14 protein-coding genes, 1 tRNA gene and 1 pseudogene are annotated in these 16,336 nt (G+C 70.9%); 6 read left to right on the top strand and 10 right to left on the bottom strand.

Annotation, left to right across the window (positions count from 1 at the left end; all coding sequences use genetic code 11):
* Positions 1 to 924, top strand: a complete 924-nt coding sequence (locus tag ACWD10_RS18195) for an FkbM family methyltransferase (RefSeq protein WP_451092023.1) — start codon at positions 1 to 3, stop codon at positions 922 to 924.
* Between the two features lie 37 nt (positions 925 to 961).
* Here ACWD10_RS18195 and ACWD10_RS18190 read toward each other — a convergent pair whose 3' ends face one another.
* The 3 genes from ACWD10_RS18190 to ACWD10_RS18180 all read right to left on the bottom strand — a co-directional run bounded on the left by ACWD10_RS18190 (position 962) and on the right by ACWD10_RS18180 (position 3,263).
* Complete coding sequence (locus tag ACWD10_RS18190; protein WP_451092021.1) at positions 962 to 1,732, bottom strand: glycosyltransferase family 2 protein; 771 nt, start codon at positions 1,730 to 1,732, stop codon at positions 962 to 964.
* A 5-nt stretch (positions 1,733 to 1,737) separates the two neighbouring features.
* Positions 1,738 to 2,526: a GntR family transcriptional regulator gene (locus ACWD10_RS18185; RefSeq protein WP_451092019.1), complete on the bottom strand. Its 789-nt coding sequence runs from the start codon at positions 2,524 to 2,526 to the stop codon at positions 1,738 to 1,740.
* Positions 2,527 to 2,867: 341 nt separating this feature from the next.
* Positions 2,868 to 3,263 carry a DUF6344 domain-containing protein gene (locus ACWD10_RS18180; RefSeq protein WP_451092017.1) on the bottom strand — a complete coding sequence of 132 codons (396 nt, stop codon included), beginning with the start codon at positions 3,261 to 3,263 and terminating at the stop codon, positions 2,868 to 2,870.
* A 312-nt stretch (positions 3,264 to 3,575) separates the two neighbouring features.
* Here ACWD10_RS18180 and ACWD10_RS18175 point away from each other — a divergent pair, with 312 nt between their 5' ends.
* The gene (locus ACWD10_RS18175) at positions 3,576 to 3,704 is read left to right on the top strand and encodes a DLW-39 family protein (RefSeq protein WP_010467770.1); all 129 of its coding nucleotides are present in this window, start codon (positions 3,576 to 3,578) and stop codon (positions 3,702 to 3,704) included.
* 217 nt (positions 3,705 to 3,921) lie between these two features.
* A complete protein-coding gene (locus ACWD10_RS18170) occupies positions 3,922 to 5,334 on the top strand; it encodes a hypothetical protein (protein ID WP_451092015.1) in 1,413 nt (470 codons plus the stop codon).
* Positions 5,335 to 5,382: 48 nt separating this feature from the next.
* Here the strand turns inward: ACWD10_RS18170 and ACWD10_RS18165 are convergent, their stop codons facing one another.
* Both ACWD10_RS18165 and ACWD10_RS18160 read right to left on the bottom strand, forming a co-directional pair.
* Entirely contained in the window at positions 5,383 to 6,924 is a 1,542-nt protein-coding gene (locus tag ACWD10_RS18165; RefSeq protein WP_451092013.1) for a serine/threonine-protein kinase, read from the bottom strand.
* Positions 6,925 to 6,965: 41 nt separating this feature from the next.
* Positions 6,966 to 7,514, bottom strand: coding sequence for a helix-turn-helix domain-containing protein (locus ACWD10_RS18160; protein ID WP_451092011.1), 549 nt, complete (start codon positions 7,512 to 7,514; stop codon positions 6,966 to 6,968).
* 170 nt (positions 7,515 to 7,684) lie between these two features.
* Between ACWD10_RS18160 and ACWD10_RS18155 the strand changes: the two genes are divergently transcribed.
* Positions 7,685 to 7,757: transfer RNA gene (locus ACWD10_RS18155), tRNA-Ala, on the top strand.
* Positions 7,758 to 7,972: 215 nt separating this feature from the next.
* Positions 7,973 to 8,638 (top strand): annotated as a pseudogene (locus tag ACWD10_RS18150) (AAA family ATPase); the annotation flags it as partial.
* Between the two features lie 21 nt (positions 8,639 to 8,659).
* Here ACWD10_RS18150 and ACWD10_RS18145 read toward each other — a convergent pair.
* Positions 8,660 to 9,526: a hypothetical protein gene (locus ACWD10_RS18145; RefSeq protein ID WP_451092100.1), complete on the bottom strand. Its 867-nt coding sequence runs from the start codon at positions 9,524 to 9,526 to the stop codon at positions 8,660 to 8,662.
* Positions 9,527 to 9,811: 285 nt separating this feature from the next.
* Between ACWD10_RS18145 and ACWD10_RS18140 the strand changes: the two genes are divergently transcribed.
* Complete coding sequence (locus tag ACWD10_RS18140; RefSeq protein ID WP_451092009.1) at positions 9,812 to 10,630, top strand: hypothetical protein; 819 nt, start codon at positions 9,812 to 9,814, stop codon at positions 10,628 to 10,630.
* Between the two features lie 681 nt (positions 10,631 to 11,311).
* Here ACWD10_RS18140 and ACWD10_RS18135 read toward each other — a convergent pair.
* The 4 genes from ACWD10_RS18135 to ACWD10_RS18120 form a co-directional block, all read right to left on the bottom strand.
* Positions 11,312 to 13,171 (bottom strand): TIM barrel protein, encoded by a 1,860-nt coding sequence (locus ACWD10_RS18135; RefSeq protein ID WP_451092007.1) that lies wholly within the window; start codon positions 13,169 to 13,171, stop codon positions 11,312 to 11,314.
* Positions 13,172 to 13,265: 94 nt separating this feature from the next.
* Positions 13,266 to 14,039: an ABC transporter ATP-binding protein gene (locus ACWD10_RS18130; RefSeq protein ID WP_451092005.1), complete on the bottom strand. Its 774-nt coding sequence runs from the start codon at positions 14,037 to 14,039 to the stop codon at positions 13,266 to 13,268.
* Positions 14,032 to 15,129, bottom strand: a complete 1,098-nt coding sequence (locus tag ACWD10_RS18125) for a FecCD family ABC transporter permease (RefSeq protein ID WP_451092003.1) — start codon at positions 15,127 to 15,129, stop codon at positions 14,032 to 14,034. The genes ACWD10_RS18130 and ACWD10_RS18125 overlap by 8 nt, the downstream gene beginning before the upstream one ends.
* On the bottom strand, positions 15,113 to 16,246 hold the full coding sequence (locus ACWD10_RS18120) for an ABC transporter substrate-binding protein (protein WP_451092001.1): 1,134 nt from the start codon (positions 16,244 to 16,246) through the stop codon (positions 15,113 to 15,115). Before ACWD10_RS18120 ends, ACWD10_RS18125 begins: the two co-directional genes overlap by 17 nt.
* Positions 16,247 to 16,336: the final 90 nt, after the last annotated feature.

The following is a 16,336-nucleotide window of genomic DNA, read 5'->3' as shown; positions in this document are numbered from 1 at the left end:
TTGCGTACCCCCTTTTCAGAGGCCCTGGTCACCCTCGGGCGCCGCTACGTACGTGACGCCCCCGGGTCCCTCGGCAAGGCGTCGCTCGCGGCGCGGTACCTGAACCCGCGGCTGCGTGACGTGCCGCGGCGGCGCGTGGTCCAGGACCGGTCCGGGGCCAGGTTCGCCGTCGATACGCGGGATCTGATCCAGCGGTATCTCTACCTGTTCGGGGTGTGGGAGCCGCACATGACGAGCTGGCTCCGGCGGCGGTTGCGGCCCGGGGACGGGTTCGTGGACGTCGGTGCCAACATCGGGTACTTCAGCGTGCTCGCCTCGCGGCTGGTCGGTGCCGAGGGCCGGGTCGTGGCGGTCGAGGCGTCGCCGGTCATCCACCGGACCCTGCTGCGCCAGGCCGAGCTCAACGACTGCGCCAATCTGCGGGCCGTGAACGCCGCCGTGTCCGACACCGAGAAGCCGCTGACGTTCGTCCTGGCGAGCTCGGAGAACACCGGAGCCAACAGCATCGTCCCGTACGACGGCCCGGCGGAGGCGACCTTCGAGATCGAGGCCCGCCCGCTCCCCGACCTCCTGGACCCGACGGAGATCCGCAACGCGCGCGTCATCAAGATCGACGTGGAGGGCGCCGAGGGCGGCGTCGTACGCGGCCTGGCCCCCATGCTCGGTGAGCTCCGCGAGGACGCCGAGCTCACCATCGAAGTCACCCCCGACCGGATGGCCCAACTCGGCGACTCCGTGGACGAGTTGATGGACATCATGCGGGGCCACGGGTTCCACGTGTACCGGCTGGCCAACGACTACGCACCGGAGAGCTATCCGAAGGCGCTAAGTGGCGCGCCCCTGGTGCCGGTCCGGTGGCGGGTACCGGTCGTGGGCGAGACCGACCTCATCTTTTCCCGGGTCGATGCGGAGGAGCTGCCCTGACGTCGCTGGAACGACCTGCGGTCGGTCGGACGGTGGGTCAGCCGGTGGTAGTGCCGTCGGCCGGGTAACGCCAGCCGAGGTCGGCGAGGGCGCGGGCGCGGGCGTCCACGATGGCCATGCGGGCCTCGCGCTCGGCCGGGTCCACGTGGGCGGCCTGGCCGGTCACCTGGCCTTCCCACTTGCGGTAGAGGAGTCCGACCTCGCTGGAGAACCAGCCGCGGCTGACCGCGTTCAGGGCAAGGAGCAGGCCCGTGTCCTCCGAGGCCGGGAGCGCCATCCAGCCGCCCAGGGCCAGGAGAAGGTCGCGGCGGACGCAGAGCGTCGCCGGATGGACCTGGGCGCGGTGGTCGTTCGCCCGCCAGTGGGCGAGCACGGCGTCACGCTCGACCGGTCCGTGCGCCGGGTCCCCGGGGAAACCGACCGTGGAGCCGTCCGGCAGCAGATCCAGGGCGCGTGACGTCGCCCAGCCGAGGCTGCGGTCGGCTTCGAGCGCGACGAGGTCGCGGGCGAGCGCACCCGTCGCCAACTGGTCGTCCGCGTCGAGCACCTTGACGTACTCACCGTCCGCCGCGGAGAGCGCCATGGTGCGCGCGACACCGGGCCCGCCCGCGCGCCCCTGGCGGAAGGTCACCCGCTCGTCCTCCGGCACATGCGGCCGGACCGCGTCGCTCCGGCCGTCCTCCTGGATCAGCCAGTGCCACGCCCAACCCTCGGGGAGTTCCTGCTCGCACAGGGACGTATAGGCGTCCGCGAGGAACGGGGCGGACGGCGCGTGGACAGCGGTGACGATGATGATGCGCCGGGACACGGCGGTCACCACCTTTCCAGGAGAGTGGTGAACAACATCTCCGTACGGTCGCCCGGCAGGATGACCTCGGAGATGTCCACGACGCGGTCATGGATGTCGTACGAGGTCTTGCGGAGCACCAGGACGGACGTGCCGGGCGGCAGCTCGAGCTCCTCGGCCTCCTCGGGCTTCGGAGGGCGGGCCGTGACGCGTTCCTCGATGCGGTCGACTTCGATGCCGACCGTGTAGAGCTGGTTCTGAGTGCCGCCCGGCCATGGCTCGTTGGCGTCGTTGAGGAGGTCCGGGTTCGACTCGATCAGGGCGCGTACGACATACGACGTCACCAGGCTGAACGGAGCGGTCTCCGCCGAGCACCTGGTCCGGTAGGTGCGCTCGAGCAGGCTGTCGCCCTCGGTGATGCCGAACGCCTCGGCGAGCTCCTGGTCCGCCTCGACCTCGCGGTACGCGGCGTGGAAGACGAGATCGTTCATCTCGAGTCCGGTCTCGCGCTCGGTGGCGCCGGTCTGTACCCGCTTCGCTCTCGGCTTGCGCGCGCGGTCCTTCTCCCACTGGTGCCGGGAGTTGTCGCGCAGCGCTCTGGTGCGGGGTTTCCGGACGAAGTTGCCGCGGCCGTGATGCTTCTCGATCAGCCCCTCGCCCTGGAGGACGCGCAGGGCGTTCTGGACCGTAGGCACGCTCTTGCGGTACTTCTCCGCGAGCCGGGTCTCGGCGGGCAGACGGTCGCCGGGACGCAGCTCACCTGCGCGGATGCTCTTACGGAGGTCATCGGCGATCCGCTCGTAGGCCTTCGCCATGGTGCTCACCGTCCCGTCCGCTCCGACGCAACACACCCTATGACTCCTCAACAGGTGTTGACGACCTGAGGAGGTGGGTGGTGCGGCCGCGGCGGACGCCGGAGGGGGCGACCAGGGGGCCGTCGAGGAAACAGGCGGACGTGACACGCCTGGTGCTCGAGGTGTTCGAGGGGATCGACTACGTATTTCGAGGAGATCGAGTCCGTATCAGGTGCTTCCGGGCTGCGGGTGCTGCGGATGTACGGGAACCGCTGTGCTGTGGACGTACGGGTACCGCTTGTGCTGCGGATGTACGGAAACCGGTTGTGCTGTGGACGTACGAACTGCGTGTGCCGAAGGGCTCACTCGCCCAGAAGGGCCGTGGCGTTGCCGGGCCGGGGGCGCGGCGGGAGGACGTCCGCTTCCTTGGTCTTGTCGACCTGGTGGATGTCGGAGAGCGGGGCCGCCGGCAGGTTCACGGTGCGGGAGCTGGGCGAGGAGCCGTGGGCCTCGGCGCGGATGCGCTGCTTCATCGTCGGGGGCCTGGAGCCGTCGTACGCCCGGGCCGCGGGCAGTGTCACGGGTGCGGTGCGGTCGGTGTGCTGCGCCGCGGGCTCGGCCGTGCGGTTGCCGGAGCTTTCCTCCTGCGGTACGGCCGGGGTGGCGGCGGCGGTGCTGCTCAGGCCGAGAGAGGCGAAGAACGCCAACAGAGCAGTCACGATGACGGACCAGACGCGGATGACCTTGTGCTTAGCCACGATCCCTCACTTTCGGGTCGGCGGATTTGCGTACTTTCCTCATGATGTGTACGAGGGCCGAGAAGTGGTGGAGCGGCGGCCGTGATTCGTGGATCTTCAGATGAACACCACACGGATGGGCGCATGGACCCCTGGAGAGATACGGGTGGTCATGGCCGTCGGCGGGCCGTTGCGGGCGGTGTGCGGCCGACCGGGGTGATTGCTGTGCCGGGGGCGGGAGTTGGCCCGGCGGGAGGTCACCGATTGGTATCGGGCGGTGTGTATAGTCGGGCGGCAGAGGTCCCCTACGTCAAGGAAAGACGAGGTAGCGCGGTGAAGAAGCTTCTCCTGGTCGCACTGGCCGCCATCGGCGGGCTCCTCGTGTACCGCCAGATCCAGGCGGATCGCGCCGAGCAGGATCTGTGGACGGAGGCGACCGACTCCGTGCCCGCAGGTTCGTGAGCCTTCGACGGTCACTAGTTTCGACAGTCACTTCACTGGCCCCGGTTGCCGTTGGCGGCCGGGGCTCTGTGTTGCCTCTGGGGACATGTCGCGTGAGTCGCACCAAGGGCGACTTGCCCCCGTGTGTGCACATTCGCTGACGTGAAGCCGGTGCGCGCCTTGATGGGCGCTGCCGGGGGACGACGAGGGGCGGTGCTTGAGGATGCGGCGCGGCAGCATGCCTGGTAAGGGCGGCGGCAGCGGACGCGGCGGTCGCAGGGGTGGCGCGGGCGTGGTGGCGGCCCTGTGTGCCGTCATGTACACGGTCCTGGCGGTCCCGGCGCAGGCTGCCTGGGCGGCGGACGGTGAGCCGCGGCCGTACGACTTCCCCGACGACGCCACCCCCGTCACCGGCGGCACGAGCCGGGTCAGCCGGACGCCGATCGAGGCGGACAAGACGTACAAGGCCGCGATCGGGCCGAGCGAGAAGCGCTGGTTCCGGGTCGGGCTCGACAAGGCCTCGCACGCCTACTTCTCGGTCGCGGCCGTACCCGGATGGGACGGCCGGGTCACCTACAGCGACGGGATCGCGGTGACCATCCTCGACCGCGACGGTACGAAGTGCGGCTTCGAGCGGGCGACCTTCGCGGGCGACACATATCCGCGGCCGCTGACCGTGGCGGCCGAACGGGCCGTCGAGCCCGGCAGCAAGGCCTGCCGCCGGGCGGGGACGTACGACGTGCTCGTCGAGCGCACCACCGACGGGGCCTCCTCGCAGGACGCCTGGGACCTGGAGCTGCGCCTCTTCACCGAGCCCGCGGCGAAGGGCACGGGCTCCTCCGCGCCCCCCGCGGCCTCGCCCCCGCGCGCCCACGCGTCGCCGGGCGGAGAGCCGGAGGCGCGCAGGGGCGGCACGGGCTTCGCGACCGCCGCGACCGTGGGCACCGGTGTCTGGACGGACCGGATCCGCCCCGGCGAGACCCGCTTCTACCGGGTGCCGGTGGACTGGGGCCAGCGGGTCCTGGCATCGGCCGAGCTCGGCGCCTGCGCCAAGGGCAAGGGCCTGGTCTCCCGCGCCTTCGCCCTGGAGCTGGTCAACCCGGCACGGAACAGCGTGACCTCGGACAACCAGCCGTACAACTGCCGCCCCGCGCTCGCCGAGCTGGAGTCGCTGCCCGCGGTCGACTACCGCAACCGCTTCGGCGCGAGCAGCGGCGAGGAGCAGCACCTGCGCTTCGCGGGCGGCTACTACCTGAAGGTGTCGCTCGACCCGGAGGTCGCGGAGAAGTACGGCAGCGGCCCGCTGGACGTGACCCTCGGCATCGAGGTGCGGGGGAAGGCCGTGGACGGGCCCGCGTATGTACGCGACCCGGGGGTCTTCCAGGTCACCACGGACGACACGAAGGCGGCGGAGCAGGGGAGTTCGGAGTCGTCGCAGGAGCGTTCGGACGGCTCGGACGGCGGTGGCGCCGGTGGTGCGGAGCGGTCCGGCGGGGGCGGTGACGGCGCTGCCGCCGCGGCGCCGAGCGGCACGATGCAGGTGGTCGCGGCCGCGGGGCTCGGGACCGGGACGTTGCTTGTGCTCGGGCTTGGCGTGTGGCGGGTGCTTGCGGTGCGGCGTGAACGGCGGGGGGCTGCGGCTCGGGTGTAGTACGTGCGGCGGTGCCCGCCGTGCCACGCCGCATTGACTGGCGGTACGTCAGATGCGGGTGAGGGCCCAGATGCCCACCGCGTAACTGAGCACGGCGAGCAGGAGTACGGGGACCACTACCTTGCGCGGAGGGCCCACGCGCTTGCGCGGAGACTTTGCGGGGTCCCCCGCTTCCGGCGTACGGGACAGGTCCCGGGTCGACTCCTGTGGCTGTGGCTGCGGCTCGGCCCGGGCGGGCAGCCGGGGCGCGGTGGCTTGAGTGAAGGACTGCGCCGGGGACTCCGTGTGGGCGGTGTGGCTCGAGTGGGCTGGTGCTGGTGCTGGTGCCGGGGGCGGACTCGGGGTCGCGTCGTGAGGGTGCGCCGGGGGCGTCGGGGGTGCCGGAGGCGGCGTGCTGGGCTGTGCCGGAGGGGCGTACGGGCGCGGGGGTGGCGGGCTCGGGGTTCTCCCCGGCGGGGGCGGCGGCAGACGGAAGCTGCCGGTGTCCGACGGGGAGAAGGGCTGCGGGGCGGCCGTGGGCGCCATGGACGGGATCGGCGGGATGGGCGGGTGCGCCGGGGCCGGGGGTGCGGGAGGTGCGGCGGGCGGGGGGTTGGGGCTGGTTCCCATGCCCGCGCCCGTTCCGCTACCCGTTCCTGTTCCCGTTCCCGTTCCCGTGCTCGTACGAGGCCCGCGCCCCATCCCCGCAGACGTGATGTCCGTACGAGGTCGGAGCGGGCCGTCCGGGCCGAAGTCGGACGGGAGCGGGCCCAACTGGTCGAAGATTTCCACCAGTTCGTCGTCGGGGCCGGGCTCGGGCAGCAGTTCGGCGGCCGCGGTCAGGGCCTTGCGGGCGCCCGTCGCCGTACGGAAGCGGGATTCCGGATCGGGCTGTACGAGGCCCGCGACGACCTGCCACAGGGGCTCGGGCACACCGCGCGGCGCCCCCGGAGTGCCGTGTTCCGCGAAGTGCTCGATCAGCGCCTTGGCGTCCGGCTTGGCGCCCTCCAGGAGGTACAGGGCCACCAGGCCGACCGCGAACAGGTCGGCCGGGAAGTCCGGTTCCGCGCCCAGCATCTGCTCGGGCGCGAAGTACCCCGGCGTACCCACCACGTAGTCGGTCTCCGTGAGCCGCGGCTCGCCCTTGCGCATCGCTATGCCGAAGTCGGAGAGGCGCAGATGCGGACGGCCGGTGCCGGTCGCCTCCATCAGGATGTTGGCGGGCTTGATGTCGCGGTGCACGACGTCCTCCGCGTGCACCGCGGCGAGCCCGGCGAGCAGCTGGTCGAGGAGGGTGCAGACATACGCGGGCGGCAGCGGGCCGTAGTCCCCGATGACATGCGCGAGCGAGCCGCCGCAGATCAGGTCCATGGTGAACAGGACCTTGTCGTCGTCGGCGGCCCAGCTGGTCGGGGCCAGCACATGGGGGTGGTCGATCCGCAGGGCCTGCTCGCGCACGAAGCGGAGCAGGCTGTGGGCGTCGCTCTGCTGCAGCACCTTGGCCGCGACGTAGCGGCGCCGTCGGTGGTCCCAGGCGCGCCAGACCGCGCCGACACCACCGCGCCCGATCGGATCGACCAGTTCGTACCGGCCGGCGAAGACCTCACCCATGGCCCTGCTGCACTCCCAGCCCAGCCACTGCGGCTGCTCTGCTAGTTCTGATGCGCCTCGTAGTGGGCGACGGCGTCCGCGGTGCGCCCGGCGCCGTACACCCGGAGGAACTCTGCCAGCTCGGGGTGGGTCGGGGCGAGGGTGTCCGCGGCATCGAGGATGTCCCCGGCGGCGGCGACGCTGCGCAGCAGGGACTGGATCTCGCGGACCACGCGCTTGACGGTGGGGGCGCCCGAACTGGTCGTCGTCTGGCCGGTGTTGGTGAGCACGGAGCCGCCCTGGGACTTCTTGATCTCGTCCATGCGCGCGGTGGCCTCGGCGGCGGACACACTGCCGTCGGCGACCTGGCCGGAGAGCTCCTGGAGGTGCTGCACCCGCTGGACCACGGCCGGATTGCCGATCTTCGCGCGCTGGCCGCTCATCAACTGGGAGAGCATCGGCGCGGACAGACCGAGCACGGCGGCGAGCCGGGCCTGGTTCAGTCCGAGGTCGTCGATGAGGCGGCGGAACAGTGCCCCGAGTGGTTCCCCGTACCAGCTGCGCTGCAGTTCTCGGGCTCTTGCGGTCGCTTCCTGCTGTGCTGCATCCATGGCGTCTCCCCTTCGCTGCTGCTTCGCTGCCGCGAACCTCGCCGTGCATCCTACGGAGAGTGGTCATGGACCGGGACCCCCAATGCTTTTGTGAGACTCGGGGGGTAACCCGGTACTCTGGTCCCCGACGACCGGCCGCCCGGTGATTCCACGGCCGTCGGCGTCGCTTCGGGGCCTTAGCTCAGTTGGTAGAGCGCTGTCTTTGCATGGCAGATGTCAGGGGTTCGACTCCCCTAGGCTCCACTCGGTAAGACCCCTCTGACCTGCGGAAACGTGGCTGGAGGGGTCTTTTTGCGTCGGTTTCCCGTGCTGACGTGTCAGCGCAGTGGTGCTGACAGACGTCTGCGGAGGCGGGTGTTGCGGGGTTCCGGGGAGGCGTCTCTCCCCTGCGGATCCCCTAGGCCTTGCTGCTGTAGCAGTCGGGAGCCAATCTCAGTGCGACGTGTGTGGGAGGCCCGGTGAAGCAGAGTCTGCTGGCCAAGCTGGATGACGTGGTCGATCGGGACGGAGTGGGGTCTGCTTGCGGAGTGCGTCGCTGATCCGGATCCCGCGATGCGGCTCGGCATCGTGTCGGGGCGCCGTCGGCACCGGAAGTCGTATCTCTTGCAGGCTTTGTCCGAACAGTTCGGCCGCCTGTATGTCACGGCCGTCCGGGAGGAGGGACGGCTTTCGGCGATCCGGCGGTTCAGTGATGCGGTCGCTGCCCATGCGGGTCTGCGGCCGGGGAGTCTGCGCCTGACGGACTGGCGCGATGTGCTGCCCAAAGCCCGTGATATGACGGCCCGTTCGCCGAACCCGCTTTTGGTGATCGACGAGTTGCCGTATCTGCTTCGGTAATCACCCGAGATCCCCGGTCTGCTTCAGCAGCTCGACGGCGAGGGCCAGCGAGGCACACGGCCCGGAGCAGGGCCTCGGTCCCGGCTGATCCTGTGCGGTTCCGCGATGAGTGTCATGCACGAGTTGCTGTCGGGGACGAAGCCGCTGCGCGGCCGGGCCGTGGTCGATCTGCGCCTGGGCGCCTTCGACTACCGGGACAACCGGGCTTGTGGCAGATCGAGGATCCGTTGACCTGGATGAATACCTCGAGGCTACTGCGGGCCTTGCCCATGAAGTTTCCGGTCGCCCGATGGTCGGATGTCAGGGGGCTACGGGCACTGAGCGCGCGGCTCGCGCTCCGTTTCCCGTGGTCGGACGATCACGCTGAAGTCGGCCCTCGCGTACGTTGCGGTGCCCGCCTGGTCGTCCCGGAACTCCCCGTTCGGATTGTCGTCGCAGAACACCTGGCCCAGCTGCGTGTTGGGTTCGACGATCACATTTCCGTGCGCTGATCCGAACTGGAGGGTCTGGAGTGTGTCGGGTTGGCCGATCACCATCCAGCCGCGCGGGTTGGTCGAGTAATGGTGCAAGGAGAGCTGGGGGAGGGTGGCCCCGGTGGGTCTGCTCACTGTGGCTTCGATGGTGAACGGGGATGGTGCCCGAGGGGGAGGAGCCGTGAAGGTGAACTCCTTCGTGGTCTCGCCGGGGCCGAAGCTCAGGTCGAACCTCAGATTCGGGACGTGGACGATCTCGTCCTGGCTTTCGCCCCCTTCCCGCCGCAGGAGCCTGACCAGGTCGAGATTGTCCGAGACGTACCAGAGCTGGTAGACGTCGAAGTGTGGCGGCGGCAGCAGCTCCTGCGGCGGCTCTCCCTCGGGGGGTACCAGCAGGGGGACCCGGAACGTCGACCAGGTGGACGGTCTGGGGCGCGAGTTCCCGACCCACACGCGTTCGCAGTGGACTGCCTCGATGCCCAGTGCGACGCGCGGCTCCAGCGGATCATCGGGGCTGGGCGGCCTGGTCGCGTCGATGGTGAACTCGTCCGGGACGAGGGGGTCGATGTTGCGGAGCGGCACCTCCGGATTGGCGACCACGGCTGTGCAGCCGTCCGTGCGAACCGGCGTCGGGCCCTGTGCCTCGACGGTGGGCGCGGTGAGCGTGAGCAACGAGCAGCCTAGCGCCACTGAAACCGTCAATGTCCGCATTCTCCGGGTCCAACGCATCGCGACGTTCCTTTGTGTACGGCGTGGTGAGTGAGCCCATCGTCACGCCGTACGGACTGGCGATCTCGTTCCGCGTGCCGGACGGGTGATGCTCGCCTTGGCCCCCCGGTGCGCCTGGCGACCGTCGGCCGGCCCATCGCCTCAGCTCCGCCGTGGCACCTGCTCGGCATCTCCGTGGCATCTCCTTCGACGAGCAGGCCAACGGGCCCCGACGTACGGTGGGTTCCGAAGAGGTGACGCATGGTTACATCACGACAGGTGATCTCGCAGCGCTGCTGGGCCGTAGCGGCTGCCGCAGGCCTTGTGCTGACGCTGACGGCCACCGCCCCGGCGGACGCCGATGCCGCACAGCCCGACCGTTGCACGGGGCGTGAGCGACGAGACGCACTGCGCGCGGAACAAGCCGATGTGCTGGCCTTCGTCGGCGAGCACCGGACCCTGCGAAACGAGGCCGACCTGGCCGCTCTGGGTGTTCCCGACCTTGCCAACCAAAAGGCCTACAACCTTCTGGACCACCAATTCGCCAGCGCGCGCGGGATCGGCGTCAGCGTCGTCGATTCCCTCGGCACCCAGACGGTGACGCCGGGCCAGCCCGACCTGCTGTTCTACGCTCCCCGCCCCGGTACTACGGATGCCGAGGCGATCGACCCGTTCGGCCCCGACTTCCCGTACCGGCTCGTCGGCTGGGGATACACCCCGCTGTCCTACACCCCGGGAGATCCCCCGGGAGTTCCCCCGGAGGGGGACGAGGGACTCGACAGCAGGTGCATCGCCGGTGACGAGTGGTTCGTCCACGAGCGGAGCATCCACCCGTTCGACACATGGCAGAACATCGCTGTGCCGCCGGCCGATGACGAGCCCAAAGGCTCGAACCCCGGCCAGGAACTTCCCATCCGGCCGGACGAATGCGACCCGCCGTGCCCGCCCGGAGTCCAGCACGGACGCCTCTGGGACATCCACTTCTGGCTCGACGAGCGCGACGGCATCCCAGCCGTGTCGATCCTCAACCCCCACGAAGACATCCCCGGATGGGACCCCGAAGTCGGCGTCAGCTTCTTCTTCCCCGAGGCCCGGTAAAGCCGGGAGGACGCGTATCCATGGCATCACCATGCACCTTGAGGCGGTCGGCACGCGGCTTGATGCCCCGCGGATCCTCCCACCATGGTCCCCGGCCCTGGACCGCCGAGCGGTGCGTGGCAGAGCCGGAGAGGCCGGGGTCGGACTCGCGAAGCAGACCCGTTCGGGAAGGGCCGGGAGCGTGCGCACTGCGGACTCCGGTCAGCGCTTGCCCTTGCTTCCGTGAGTGCCGGCCTTCTTAGGGCTCGGCTTGGCGTCTGTCGCCTTGCGAGGACCAGATGGCAACTGCTTTGCGTATTCTGCCGGGCTTCCCGCATCCGCTGCGTCATGGCCGAAGGGGAAGTCTCTGGGGCGCGGTGTGACACGTCTTGGTGGTGTACCCGAAGGCTCAGATGGGGTTTGCGTTAGCACTTGCGGTCCAACGGCTTGTGATCGCTGGAATATGAATCACTCCGCACTGAGTGAGGCGTCTGGGATTCACGACTGCATCGGACGGCTGGTCCGTGCTGACACGTCAGCACGGAGGCCGGATCGAGCAGGGCTGAGCGGGATCCAGCAGGATGTAAACGAGGGTGTTTGTCCGGGTTTTCCGGCGTTGTTGCAGGTCAGGAAGGTAACGATTTCGGGTTCGACTCCCCTGGGCTCCACCTAAGAAATGCCCTCTGACCTGCGGAAACGCGGTCAGAGGGCATTTTTCGTGCGTGCCCGAGCAGCGCGGTGGAGGGTGACGGCGTAGCGCTGGACCTCACCGGCCGTGCGGTCGCAGCCGATGAGGACCGGTCGCGGGCCGAGGGAGTGCAGGTCGGCGGTGTGGTGGTGGGTGGTGCCGGTGCGGGGATCGTGGGCGGTCAGGGCGTAGCGGGTGTCGGTGGTGGGCTGCAGGGTGAGGTGGTGGAGGGGCCAGTCCCAGCCGTAGGTGCGGAAGAGTTCGCGTTCGAGGACCTGTTCGCCGGGGTGGGGCAGGCAGGCCCAGCCGCGGTAGAGGTCCATCAGGTCGGCGGGGTGGCCGGTGCGGTCGACGAGTTGGGCCATGCGGTCGGGGGTGAGGTTGCCCCAGTAGCGGGCTTCGGGGAGGTCGACCAGCGTGGGGGCGAAGCGGTGGCCGCCGAAGCTGCTGATGCGCCACACCCGTACCGTCCCCGTGCTGCCGTGGGCCTGGCGGAGCCGTTGGTAGAAGGGGTAGCCGCGGGTGCCGCAGCAGGCGTCGACCGAGGCGTGGGTGCAGACGGCGAGATCGCGGTGGGGGGTGGTTTCGCGGTAGGCGGTGAAGGGGGCCAGTGTGGTGGGTTCTTCGGCGGGGTTCTCGGGGAACAGGGCGTGGATCAGGGCCGGGGCCTGGTCGGCGGGGATGTGGTGTTCGACGCGGGTGAGCGGGGCGGCGGGGCCGGGGGTGCGGTCGAAGCGGATGACGCGCATCAGGTCGGGGGCGGAGTACTCCGGGTCCGGGGCCGCGGCGAAGGTCTTCATGGTCAGGCCGCGTTCCTCGGTGCGGCGGGTGGCCGTGCGGAGGGCGGCGCGCAGGGGAGCGGGGACCCGGTCGGTTTCCCATACCGGGGTGCCCATCCCCGGCGGCCAGGGCAGCGGGAGTTCGAGCATGAGGTAGCGGTCGAAGGGGCGGGCGGTGCCGATGGGGTCTTCGGCCGCGGCGCGGGCGACCAGGGAGCAGGACTGCCGGGCCGGGATCGCGGGTTGCGGTCGTGGGCGGTCGGGGGTGTGACCGGCCCGGGCGTCCAGGAGATTGCGGCGGGCCCGGTCCGCCTCGGAGTCCAGTTCTTCGACGGTGCCGAGCCGGGTGACGCTTTCCACGGCGCTGGGGCCGGTGAAGCCGTGGGCGCGCAGGGTGCGGAAGAGCCCGGTGAAGTCGACGATGCCGTCGCCGGGGGTGATGGCCGGTGGCATGGCTCCTGTGGTGTCGGCCCGGTGTCGGCCGCGGTCCGGATGGTCCCGTACCCCCACCGCCGCGATGTACGGGGCGAGTTCGGCAAGGCCCCGGGCGGGCGGCTCGCCGCCGTAGTGCACCAGGTTGCCCGGGTCCCAGCAGGCCCGGAACGCCTCGTGGCCCACGCGCTCGACGACGGACAGGGTGTCCGCCGCGGTACGGGTCAGCCCGCCGTGCGGCTTGACGGCGATGGTCACGCCGTGGGCGGCGGCGTACGGGGCCGCGGTCTCGATGAGCCGGAGATAGCGGTCGCCCTGTGCGGGCTCGGGACACCCCATGTCGACGAGCGTCGCCACCCCGAGCCGGGCGCAGTGGTCGAGCTGGCGGCGCAGGGCGGCCAGCGCCGCATCGTCGTCGCGGTCCAGGTCGGCGGCGTGGCTGAGGATCACGAGATCGAGGCCGTGGTCACGGATGACGGCGGCGATCTCCTCGGCGCGGGGGGCCGCGGTGTCGGGGGTGATCACCTCGGTGACCCCGTGCACCGGGAGGGCGACGGCGTCGTACCCGGCCGTACGGATGCCGCTCAGGGCACGTTCCAGCGGGAACTGTGCCCACGGGCGGACGGTGCAGGCGAGGTGGGGCATGGGCGTCATGGGCGTCATGGGCGGTACCTCTGTCGGAGGGCGACGGACGGGGTGTCTCTCGGGGCGCGAAGTCAGTCGTGAAGTCAGTTGCGAAGTCAGGGGCGTCGGGCGACTACGGGGACCACTCCTGGTCGTAACGGTCATAGCGGGTCACGATGGTGCGGCGGGGTAGGTCGGTCTCCCCGGCCGCGTCGAGGGTGAGGGTGTGGGCGCGCACGCCGTACAGGGCCGAGACGGCGGTGTCGGTCAGCAGCGCGTCGGCCGGGCCGACCCGGACGTCGGCGCCGCCGTACAGCAGCAGCGCGGTGTCGGCGATCTCCAGGGCGTGGTCGGGATGGTGGGTGGTGAGCACGATGGTGCGGCCCTCGTCGGCGAGTGAGCGCAGCAGGTGCAGCACCCGGCCCTGGTTGCGCAGGTCCAGTGCGGAGGCCGGTTCGTCGAGGACGAGCACGGGGCCTTCCGCGGCGATCGCCCGGGCGATCAGGACGAGTTGGCGTTCCCCGCCGCTGAGGGTCGGATAGTCACGGTCGGCGAGTGCGGTAAGGCCGACCCTGTCCAGGGCGGCGAGAGCGTGCTCGTAGTCCCGGGGGCCGGGCGTGGTCAGCGGCCGCAGGTGCCGTACGCGGCCCATCAGCACCATGTCGAGGACCGTGTAGGCGAAGGTGGTGCGGTGGCTCTGCGGGACGAAGCCGATCGCTCCTTGGGCGCGTATTCGCCCCTCGGTGGGCTCGGTCAGACCGACGAGGCAGCGCAGCAGGGTGGTCTTGCCGCGGCCGTTCGGGCCGAGGACGGTGAGGATCTCCCCGGGTGCGAGCCGGTGCGAGACGCTGCGGAAGAGCCAGCGGTCGCCGTGGTGTGCGAAGCCGAGCCGGTCGAGCTCAAGCATCGGACCACATCTTTCGGCGGCTGCGGTGCAGCAGCACCAGGAACACCGGGGCTCCGACGAGCGCGGTCAGCACACCCAGCGGGATCTCGGCGACGCTCAGGTTGCGGGTGACGGTGTCGATCGCGGTGAGGTACACCGCCCCCACACCGGCGCTGACCGGGATAAGCACCCGGTGGTCGGGCCCGACCCACAGCCGGGCCAGATGCGGCACCACAAGCCCCACCCAGCCGATGACCCCGCTCACCGCGACCGCCCCGGCCACGATCGCGGCCACCGTGGTCAGCAGGAGCCAGCGCAGCCGCCCGGGTCGAAGGCCCAGGGCCGTGGCGTCCTCATCGCCAAGGGACAGCACGTTGATCCGCCAGCGCTGGGAGCAGATCACCGCACCGCCGAGGAGCACCGGCACCGCGGCCACGGCGGCCTTGCCGTACGTGGCGGTGGCGAGGCTGCCGAGCAACCAGAAGACCAGGGACTGCAACTCGCCGTAGGGGTCGGCGAGATACGTAAGGAGCGAGACCAGCGCCGCGAAGAACGCCCCGACGACGATCCCGGACAGCACGATCGTCAGGGGTGGCGCCGGGCCGCGCACCCGGCTGGTCGCGAAGACCGCGACGAGCGCGAGCAGCCCGAACCCGAACGAGCCGAGCACCAGCGCGGCCGAGCCAAGGCCGAGGACGAGGGCGAGGGCCCCGCCGAAGGACGCGCCGGAGGAGACGCCGAGAATCTGCGGGCTGACGATCGGATTGCCGAAGACGGCCTGCAACGTCGCCCCGCACAGGGCGAGGCCCGCGCCGACCAGCATGGCAAGCAGCACCCGGGGGAGCCGGACGCGCAGCACGGTGGCTTCCTCGGTCGGCGTCCACGTCGGCTCCAGCGGCAGCAGTTGGCCGAGGAGGATCCGTACGACCTGGTCGAAGCCGACCGTGTAGCGGCCGAGGGCGAGGGCGGCGACGGCCACGAGCACGACAGCGGCCGGGAGGGCGAGGAGGGCGGTGCGGCGACGGGCCGAGCCGACCCGTACCGGCGTGGTTCCCGGCCCGCCGGGTCGCGCCGGGCCGCTGCGCCCGACCCGCTCAGCGGCCGAAGTCATCGTAGTCCCGGGACCCGGAGTTGGCCTTGGTCCGCAGAATGCCGTCCAGCTGGGCGTCGGTGGGTTCGGCGCCGTAGAGGAACGCGTACTGGCGGACCACCTCGGCCCGCAGGCCCGGCGCGCCGGTGCCGTGCACAAGCCCTGCGAGCCACTGCCACATGAGCGGCGACTCCTGGCTGGGCGGGTCCCAGCGGTAACCGCCCAGCGGCACCTTGTAGATGCGGCGCTCGCGCACGGCGCGCAGACTCGCCAACGCCGGGTCACCGTAGAGGTCCTTCGGGGCCGCCGGACCGAAGTTGCCGAGGAGGACGATGTCGGGGTCCCATTTCAGCAGCTGCTCGGTGTCGATGGCGGCCTGCTCGCTGTCGATCCCGGCCGCGGGATTGCGGGCGCCGACGAGTTCGGTGACGTAATGGTTGTACGAGGCGCCGCCCCCGACCTGCAGACTCTCGGTGGCCCCGCGCAGATAGAGCACCGACGGCGCGGACCTGGCCCCGGCACCGGGCGTGCGAAGCTCGGAGCGCAGCTTCCTCATCCGCTCGCGCATCCCGGCGACCATCCGCTCCGCCCGCTTCCGCTTGCCGAGCAGGGCGCCGTACAGCGCGATGGCGCCTTCCAGGTCCTTCTGGGTGCCGTAGGTGAGCCGGGCGACGGTCAGACCGGCCTGGCGGAGCGGTTCGACGATGCCCGGGCCGCGGTCGCCCCACTGGATGACGACATCAGGGCTCAGGTTCAGGACGCTCTCCACGTTGGGCGCGAACTCGGCACCGGCCACGTCGGTGGGGACCTTGAGCAGCTCGGGGTAGGCCGAGCCGAGGAAACTGCCCGCGACGGCGGTGCGCGAGGCGGCGTTCATCCCCACCAGCACCTCGGGTCCGCCGTTGACGGCGACCACCATGGACGCGGCCGGCAGCGGGATGGTCACCACCCGACGGGCCGGGTGCGGCAGTTCGACGCTCTTGCCGGTCAGATCGGTGACGGTGAGACCGTCACCGCGGCTCGCCGTCCCGGCTCGCCCGCAGGCGGTGCCGAGCAGGGGCAGGGCGACCGCGGTCAGCGCGCCACCGAGCAGTCTGCGGCGGGAGACGTCCGGGCTCGGCACAGTGCGTTCAGGCATCCGGGGTCCTCTCGGGTCCGGAGCACGATCCGCCAGGGGACCGGCAGCCGGGACCGCGACGCACCGGCCATGGCCCACTGGGCCGTCAGC

This window comes from Streptomyces sp. NPDC002851, assembly GCF_053591935.1.
The sequence above is the reverse complement of the archived record's forward strand: the minus strand, read 5'-3'. Positions and strand labels throughout refer to the sequence as shown.

Bases quoted from the DNA above. Each gene is read 5' to 3' on its own strand.
- ACWD10_RS18185 (WP_451092019.1), bottom strand. From the start codon at position 2,526: ATGGCGAAGGCCTACGAGCGGATCGCCGATGACCTCCGTAAGAGCATC.
- ACWD10_RS18170 (WP_451092015.1), top strand. From the start codon at position 3,922: ATGCCTGGTAAGGGCGGCGGCAGCGGACGCGGCGGTCGCAGGGGTGGC.
- ACWD10_RS18165 (WP_451092013.1), bottom strand. From the start codon at position 6,924: ATGGGTGAGGTCTTCGCCGGCCGGTACGAACTGGTCGATCCGATCGGG.
- ACWD10_RS18160 (WP_451092011.1), bottom strand. From the start codon at position 7,514: ATGGATGCAGCACAGCAGGAAGCGACCGCAAGAGCCCGAGAACTGCAG.
- ACWD10_RS18135 (WP_451092007.1), bottom strand. From the start codon at position 13,171: ATGACGCCCATGACGCCCATGCCCCACCTCGCCTGCACCGTCCGCCCG.
- ACWD10_RS18130 (WP_451092005.1), bottom strand. From the start codon at position 14,039: ATGCTTGAGCTCGACCGGCTCGGCTTCGCACACCACGGCGACCGCTGG.
- ACWD10_RS18125 (WP_451092003.1), bottom strand. From the start codon at position 15,129: ATGACTTCGGCCGCTGAGCGGGTCGGGCGCAGCGGCCCGGCGCGACCC.
- ACWD10_RS18120 (WP_451092001.1), bottom strand. From the start codon at position 16,246: ATGCCTGAACGCACTGTGCCGAGCCCGGACGTCTCCCGCCGCAGACTG.